Source organism: Kitasatospora sp. NPDC002543, from assembly GCF_053594915.1.
The window spans coordinates 1-6,048 of sequence record NZ_JBSFWR010000193.1; the positions used below are offsets into that span (position 1 = coordinate 1).

Annotated in this window: 6 protein-coding genes; 2 read left to right on the forward strand and 4 right to left on the reverse strand. The window is 75.3% G+C overall.

The annotated features are described in order from the left end of the window. The 3 genes from ACWD4P_RS37675 to ACWD4P_RS37685 form a co-directional block, all read right to left on the reverse strand. Positions 1-308, reverse strand: a 308-nt coding sequence (locus tag ACWD4P_RS37675) for a hypothetical protein (protein ID WP_449782748.1), incomplete at its 3' end; no start/stop codon positions are given. A gap of 136 nt (positions 309-444) precedes the next feature. Next, positions 445-999: a hypothetical protein gene (locus tag ACWD4P_RS37680; RefSeq protein ID WP_449782749.1), complete on the reverse strand. Its 555-nt coding sequence runs from the start codon at positions 997-999 to the stop codon at positions 445-447. A 467-nt stretch (positions 1,000-1,466) separates the two neighbouring features. Further along, entirely contained in the window at positions 1,467-1,610 is a 144-nt protein-coding gene (locus ACWD4P_RS37685) for a hypothetical protein (protein ID WP_449782750.1), read from the reverse strand. Positions 1,611-2,061: 451 nt separating this feature from the next. Here ACWD4P_RS37685 and ACWD4P_RS37690 point away from each other — a divergent pair, with 451 nt between their 5' ends. Then, positions 2,062-3,048: a helix-turn-helix transcriptional regulator gene (locus tag ACWD4P_RS37690; RefSeq protein ID WP_449782751.1), complete on the forward strand. Its 987-nt coding sequence runs from the start codon at positions 2,062-2,064 to the stop codon at positions 3,046-3,048. 55 nt (positions 3,049-3,103) lie between these two features. Here the strand turns inward: ACWD4P_RS37690 and ACWD4P_RS37695 are convergent, their stop codons facing one another. After that, positions 3,104-5,215 carry a BTAD domain-containing putative transcriptional regulator gene (locus ACWD4P_RS37695; protein ID WP_449782752.1) on the reverse strand — a complete coding sequence of 704 codons (2,112 nt, stop codon included), beginning with the start codon at positions 5,213-5,215 and terminating at the stop codon, positions 3,104-3,106. A 180-nt stretch (positions 5,216-5,395) separates the two neighbouring features. On the opposite strand from ACWD4P_RS37695, the gene ACWD4P_RS37700 reads away from it, so the two are divergent. Continuing rightward, entirely contained in the window at positions 5,396-5,938 is a 543-nt protein-coding gene (locus ACWD4P_RS37700; protein WP_449782753.1) for a hypothetical protein, read from the forward strand. Positions 5,939-6,048 lie beyond the last annotated feature (110 nt).

Below are 6,048 nucleotides of genomic sequence, written 5' to 3' on the forward strand. Positions count from 1 at the left end.
ATCGCACCCGCGGCGGGCACGGTGGAAGCGGCCACGTCCACCGACGACGGGTCCGGCGTCCAGCCGAGGAACTGCATGTTCGACGGCAGGGTGTCAAGAATCTCCCCACCCGTGCACTCGGCGATGGAACAGGTATAGCGCAGGGTGAAGGTGACGTTCTCCCCCGGGGAGGCGGTCGACTTGTCCACGCTCTTGGTGAAGGAGATCGCGGCCTGAGCCGGTGGAGCCAGCACACTGCTGCTCAGCAGCGAGCCCGCCACCAGCGCCAGGACCGTGGCGATCCGCCCGGTCCGGAATGGAAGTCGCATGGTGCGCAGTCCAGCGGTCACCGCGCGGGCGCGGTCGGCGACACGAGTGGTGGCGGCGGGGTTTCACCTGCCCGGCGGTCGCCCGCTCGGCGGCAGCCACCGCCGCCGAGCGGCGCGTCGGGCCGTCCGGGGCGGCTCAGCCGAACATCACACCGGCCTCCCGGGCCAGGACGTCCAGGCCGTACCGGGTCGCGTGCTCGACGTTCTCCGGGTCGATCGTGCGGACACCCTCCGCGGCGAGCCGCTCGTTGATCTTGTCCAGGTTCTGCTGGACGAGCTGCTTCTCCGCCTCGGTGGTGCGGCCCTTGTGCGGACGGCCGGCGTGTTCCAGGCTGGCGTAGTTGACCCGCTCCCGGTGCGCGGCGGCGGCCGCCTCGGACTCGGCGCGCCGGGCGGCCGGCCTGGCGGCGCGCAGCACCTCGGCCATCGGGGCGGCCGAGGCCAGCCGGTCGAAGGTCTCGGCCTCCATCACGACCGTCTGCGGTTCCGCCCGGTCCGGGTGGTGCAGCTCGATCGTGACGAGGTCGAGCGCCAGCTCCCGCACGCCGCCCAACTCCCCGGCGAGCGCGTCGATCTCGACCGGACCGCCCGTCAGGTCGGGGTGCCGGAGCACCACCACCCGCACCAGCTCCCCGTCGTCCTGCGCGTGCTGTCCGGTCAGGTCCGAGAACCGGATGATCTTCTGGCCCATGGCTTTCCTCTCCTGCCCCTGTGATCAGCCGAGAGCCTACGCCGGAAAATGATCATCGGTACGCGCGAATGGCCGGGTCCGGGGGATCACCCCGGGCCCGGCCGCTACCCGGCCTTCGTCGGTGGAACGTCCTTCAGGTGCCCGCCGCGGCTCAGTACCGCGGGTTCACCCGGTAGATCGGACGGTCCGGCACCCACCAGTGGCTGGAGCGCCGGATCCCGAAGGTGAAGATCACCCCGTGGCTGCCGGCCGGATCGGCCATGCCGGGGTAAAGCGCCAGTAATGAACCGGCCAATCTCCGGGACGGGCCGGACCGGTCGAAAACCGCCCGGAAGAACGGAAAACGCGCGCGCGACGGTGGGGCGGCGCGACGGTGGGGCGCACGGCGTGAAAACGGTGCGCAGGGAGTGAAGGCCGGGTGCCGGGGGTGCAGACGCCCGGTCACCGGTGGTCGGCGCCCGGCGCCGCTAGCGGAGCCCGCAGGGGAGCCGGCCGGAGGCCGCCAGGGCCCGGGCCGGCAGGCCCCACGCCCTCGACCGGGCCGCCGTCTCGTCGGGGGCGCGGACGTGGAGCGCCAGCCCGACGCCGTCCGGCACGGCGAGGGCGCGCACGTGCTCCAGACCGTCGGCCGGGCCGGCGCGCGCCCACAGCGCGGACCGGACCTCGGCGTCCGCCGGACGGCGGCGAGGGCCGGTGCGGCGGATCCGGCCGCGGCGAGGGTCAGGAGGGCGGCGAGGGTCAGGAGGACGGCGGCGAACGGGCGGACGGACACGGCGGAGTCCTGTTCCGTGCGGGAACTGCGTTGAGGGAGACCGCAGTTCCGGGTGTCCGGAAATTCGGGGAATGCGCGCACAGCGAATCCTTCCGTTCAGCCCCGCTGCGGGAAGCGAATTCGGGGGCGGGAATCAGGACAGGCGGCATGCTGCAACACCGCGCCGAACAGCGGTGGGGGACGGGCGCTTGACCGGATCATGCCCTTGCGGGGGTGTTCCGGCCGGGGGAAGGATCTGCTCCGGGCCGACCGGGCATACGGAATCGTCCACGGGGATCAGGGGTCGTGAAGTGCTGGAACTGCTGGGGCTGGACGCCACCGCGGAAGCCGTCTACCGGGAAATGGTCGCCGACCCCGAAGGCGGGGTGGCGGAACTCTGCGACCGGCTGGGCCTGCGCGAGAGCGCGGTGCGCGCCGCCCTCGACCAGCTCGCCGACCTCACCCTGCTGCGGAGCTCCCGCGAACGGCCCGGCACCCTGCGGCCGGTCAGCCCGGAGCGCGGCCTGGAAATCCTGCTGCGCCGCCAGGAAGAGGAACTCGCGCGCCGACAGGAGGAGTTGGCCGCCTCCAAAGCCGCCGTCGCACGCGCCCTCGGCGAGTACGCGAAGCTCCGGACGGACACCCCGATGGGTGGCCGGGAACGGCTGCTCGGCCTGGACGCCGTCCAGGACAAGCTGGAGTCGCTGACCGCCCGGCTGACCACCGAGGTCCTGGCGGTGGTGCCCGGCGGAGCCCAGTCCGCGGCCGGCCTGGCCGCGTCCCGGCCGCTCGACGAGGACGCCCTGCGGCGCGGCGTCAGCCTGCGCACCATCTACCAGGACAGCATCCGCCACGCCCCGGAGACCCTCGACTACGCCCACTGGGTGGTCGGCCTCGGCGGCCGGGTGCGCACCGCGCCGGTGCTGCCCCCGAGGATGCTGGTCTTCGACCGGAGCACGGCCGTGGTGCCGATCGACCCGGAGAACACCAGGGCCGGCGCCCTGTGCACCAGGGAACCGGCCATCGTCGCCTCCCTGGTCGCCCTGTTCGAACACGCCTGGGAGACGGCCGCCCCGATCGTCGAGGAACAGGACGGGGCCGCGGCGTCGGCGCTGACCGCCGGGGAGCGCGAACTGCTGCGCCTGCTGTCCACCGGGCTCACGGACGACGCGGCGGCCAAGCGGCTCGGCGTCTCGGTACGGACCGTCCGGCGGCAGATGGCCGCCGTGATGGAGCGGCTGGACGCGGCGAGCCGCTTCGAGGCGGGCCTGAAGACCGCCCGGCGCGGGTGGCTGTAGCGGCCGCTGGTGCGGCGCCGCGCGCAGCTCCTGGTCCCCGGTGGGGGCGGGGGCGTCAGGCGGGTGGCGGGGCGTCGGGGGGTGGTGGCGGTGGGGTCGAGGCGGCGGCCTCGGCGGCCAGGCGGTCGACCTCGGCCCAGGCGTGCAGATGGTGGTGGCCCGGGCCGCGGGGGTGGTCCTCGGCGGGGTGGGCGGGGAGGAAGGCGGGGGCGCGGCCGCGGTGGAGGTGCCAGGTGCCGAGGCGCACCAGGGCGTCGCGGCGCTCGGCGGCGGTCGTCTCGACGGAGCAGCGTTCGTCGGCGTACAGGCGCAGGAGGTCGTTGAGCCGGTAGCGGTCCCGCTCCTCGACGGTGAGCAGGTGGGCGGTGGCCAGCCGGTCGAGGACGGGCCGGACGGCGGTGACCGGGGCGCCGGCCAGGGCGGCGGCCTCGTCGGGGCCGATCCCGACGGCCGGGAGCAGGGCCAGCAGCCGCAGGAGGCTCCGGGCCTCTCCGGGCAGTGAGCGGTAGGAGAGGTCGAAGGCGGCGCGCACGGCCGAGGTGTCGTCGCCGTCGATCTGGAGGGCGCTCAACCGGTGTTCCGTGTCGCGGAGTTCGGCGGCGTGGTCGGCGAGGCTGCGGTCCGGTGAGGCGGCGAGGCGGCTCGCCGTGACGGCCAGGGCGAGGGGCAGCCGGCCGCAGGCGTCGGCCAGTTCGGCGGCGGCGCGCGGCTCGGCGCGGGTGCGGTGTTCGCCGACGATGCGGGCGAGCAGGTCCAGCGCCCGGTCGGCGGGCAGGACGTCGAGCACCAGTGGCCGGGCGCCGTTGCGGACGGTCAGCCCGTCGAGCCGGGTGCGGCTGGTGACCACCGTGCGGCAGCCCGGGGCGCCCGGCAGCAGCGGGCGGACCTGTTCGGCGTCGCGGGCGTTGTCGAGGACCACGAGCAGCCGGCGGTCGGCCAGCCGGGAGCGGTAGAGCGCGGCCGCCTCGTCCGCCGCCGCCGGGATCCGGTCGCCGGGTACGCCGAGGGCGCGCAGGAAGCGGGCCAGTACGGTGCGCGGGGCGAGCGGCGCGTCGACGGAGTAGCCGTGCAGGTCGGCGTAGAGCTGGCCGTCCGGGAACCGCTTCCGGGCGCGGTGCGCCCAGTCGACGGCGAGGGTGGTCTTGCCGACCCCGGCCGGGCCCGAGACCAGGCACAAGCCGGTGGTCGGCCCGGTGGCCGGCCCGGTGCCCGCCGTCGTGCCGGGGCGCCCGGCCTCCGGGGTGGCGAGCAGGGCGTCCAGGGCGCGCAGTTCGGGTTCGCGGCCGACGAAGGTGGCCAGGGCGGGCGGGAGTTGGGCGGGTGGCGGGTGGTGTGCGGCGGCCGGGGGCGGGGTCGGCACGGGCGGTACGGCCGGGGGAGGGGCGGCGGCGTCCGCGGTTCGGGGCGGGGCGGCCGGGACCGGTTCGGTGGCGAGCAGTTCCAGGTGCAGCGTGCGCAGCTCCGGCCCCGGGTCCAGCCCGAGTTCGTCGGCCAGCCGGTCCGTGAACCGGCGGTAGACGGCGAGCCCCTCGGGGGTGCGCCCGGAGCCGTGCAGGGCCCGCATCAGCTGGCCGGTGAAGCGCTCCCGCAGCGGGTGGTCGGCGACCAGAGCGGTCAGTTCGGGGACGGCCGTCCGGTGCCGGCCGAGGGCGAGCTCCAGGTCGAGGCACTCCTCCCAGGCGGTCAGTCGCAGTTCGTCCAGGGCGACCGCGCCCGGGGCGTCCGCGTCCACGGCGAGCCCGTCCAGGGCCGGTCCGCGCCACAGGGCGAGCGCCGCGCGGAGCCCGTCGACCGCCGCCGGGGGGCGTCCGGCGGCGGCCTCGTCGCGGGCGAGGGCGAGCCGGTCGGTGAAGTCACGGGCGTCCAGGCGGTGGCCGGTGAGGGTGATCCGGTAGCCGCGGCCGTCGGTCAGCAGGACGGGCGGTGCGTCCGGGTCGGCCTCGGTGAAGCGGCGCCGCAGCAGTCCGGCGAGGTTGCGGACCTGGCGGGTGGCGGTGGCCGGCGGCTGCTCGTCCCAGACGGCGTCCACCAGCCGGCTGACCGGGACGGAGCTGTCCGCGTTGAGCAGCAGGGCGGCCAGCAGCCGTTCCTGGCGGGAGCCTTCGGAGGGGACGCGTCGGCCGTCGCCGGTCCACACCTCCAGCGAGCCGAGGATCCTGAACTCCAAGCGGTCCCTCCCGGGGGCTGCGGAGGCCGGGGACGGCCGCCGCCGTGATGGATGAGCGCGTGTGGTGACGAACTGATGATCAGATCATGCCAGTTGTGTGCGTTCGGTTGAGAACTTTCTTGTGCACCGGCCGAAACGAGCCGGTCACACAGTGAGAGACACTGAACTCAGGAGCAGTTGATGAACCGTCTGAAGAAGGCCGTCGCCACCGCGACCGCCGTCGCCGCGGCCGCCCTGATCCCGCTCACCGCGGCCCCGGCCTCCGCCGCCACCGGGCCGGCCACCCACCTCGGGATGACCTGGTCCGCCGTCTCCTACGGCCCGGAGGGCACCGTCCAGGTCGGCGGCCCCGGCGGCAGCCCGAGCAACGCCTACAGCGGCGACACCGCGCCGTCCGTCTCGCTGCCCGTGCTCTGCCTCAACGTCGACGGCAGCCCCGCCCCGGACGGCCTCACCATCGCCTTCCACAACGGCTGGGCGCAGGGCACCGTCGCCCTCAGCCAGCCGGTCAAGGGCGCCCGCCTGAACAGCCGGGCCGCCGCCGACAGCATCTGCCAGGCCTCCTTCGGGGCCGCGTGGCGCGAGGCCGAGTTCCACGACGGCCGCTACGGGCCCGACCTGTCGCTGAGCGGTGGCTGGACCTTCTGGGCCTACGGCAACATCCCCAACAACACCCGCTTCTGGACGGCCATCAACGACCAGCCGGCCAACCCCTGGAACTGACCGGCCCGCACGACCGGACCGGGACCGCCGGCGCGCCCGCCCCCGGGCGGGCGCCGTCCGGTGAGGCCCGGGAGGCGGACGATCCGTCGGGCGGACCGCCCGTGACCGGC

Excerpts from the sequence above, each read along its gene's own strand:
- ACWD4P_RS37680 (WP_449782749.1), bottom strand. The coding sequence starts at position 999 with ATGGGCCAGAAGATCATCCGGTTCTCGGACCTGACCGGACAGCACGCG.
- ACWD4P_RS37700 (WP_449782753.1), top strand. The coding sequence starts at position 5,396 with ATGAACCGTCTGAAGAAGGCCGTCGCCACCGCGACCGCCGTCGCCGCG.